The sequence below is a fragment of the Intrasporangium mesophilum genome (assembly GCF_054783095.1).
This window is the reverse complement of record NZ_BAAGRF010000044.1, coordinates 1-1,155: the sequence shown is the minus strand read 5'-3', so window position 1 is coordinate 1,155 and position 1,155 is coordinate 1. Positions and strand designations below refer to the sequence as shown.

The following is a 1,155-nucleotide window of genomic DNA, read 5'->3' as shown; positions in this document are numbered from 1 at the left end:
CGCTCATGTAAGGGACTCCGGCGGTTGATCACCGTCAGGGTTCCGGGATTGGGTGAGGGTTCCGGCTGGTCCGGTGAGTGGCGTCGTGAAGCGCTCTGGGGTGTTGGCCTGCGGGTCGGCGGCCTCGTTCGATTGATTGCCATCGCTGGTCTGGCCACGGATGCCCCGGATGAGGGAAGTGGACCGGCCCGGTGAGGTCGGGTCCGGTTGCAGCGCATGAGTGGGAGCCGTCGTCAGGTCGGATAGCCGCTCCTGGGACCGTGGTCGTGGTTGATCCCGCTCGTCGGGCCGTGTCGGAGTCGAAGCCCGAACGACGCGACAGGAGGAGAGCTGATGGGCAGTAGACGGCTGGTCGGGATCGATCTGGGGATCGCCAGCGACCACACGGTGCGGGTGCTGGCCGAGGACGGCCGGGAGGTGTGTCGGCGACGCTGCCAGCCTTCGGTGCACAGCCTGAGCCTGATCGAGCAGGCGGCACTGGCCGGGGCGGGCGCGGGGACCCGGTTGGAGGTGGTGTTCGAGCCGACCGGGCCGGCGTGGCTGCCGATCGCGGTGTTCTTCAGCAGCCGTGGTCATCTGGTGTATCGGGTGTCTTCGGCCAAGGCCGCGGACCTGCGGCGGTTCCTGTCCCGGCATGCCAAGAGCAACAGCATCGATGCCGCGACGCTGGCGCGGCTGCCGTTGGTGGCGCCGGACTCGCTGCGGCCGTTGCGGCTTCCCGAGGCCGAGGCCGCGGCGCTGGACCGGCGGGTGCGTGCCGCCGACCGGCTCACCCGGTTGGCGTCCGTGCACAAGGTGCGGATCAAGGACCTGGTCCGGCAGTTGATGCCGCTGACCCCGCTGAGCGGGGACCTGGGCGCGGCCGACCTGGCGGTGCTGGCGCGGTGGGCCGACCCGCGGGCCCTGTTGAAGGCCGGCCCTGCCCGGATGACCGCGGTCATCGCGCAGGCCTCGAGGAACCAGCAGGGGCGGGCCCGGGCCGAGCAGTGGCGCGCGGCCGCCGCGGCCGCGGTCGAGCTGTATGGCCAGCATCCCGCGATCGCCTGGTCCGACCTGGCCGCCGAGGTCGCCACCGAGGTCGTGCTGCTGCGGGCGGTCCAGGAGCAGCTGGCCGTGCACGCCGCCGCCCGGGAGGATGCCTACCGGTGGGTCGAC

At 72.0% G+C, this 1,155-nt stretch carries 1 protein-coding gene; it reads left to right on the top strand.

The features are described from left to right. Nucleotides 1–270: 270 nt before the first annotated feature. On the top strand, nucleotides 271–1,155 hold an 885-nt coding region (locus ACYVLP_RS23490), incomplete at its 3' end, for an IS110 family transposase (RefSeq protein ID WP_460629710.1).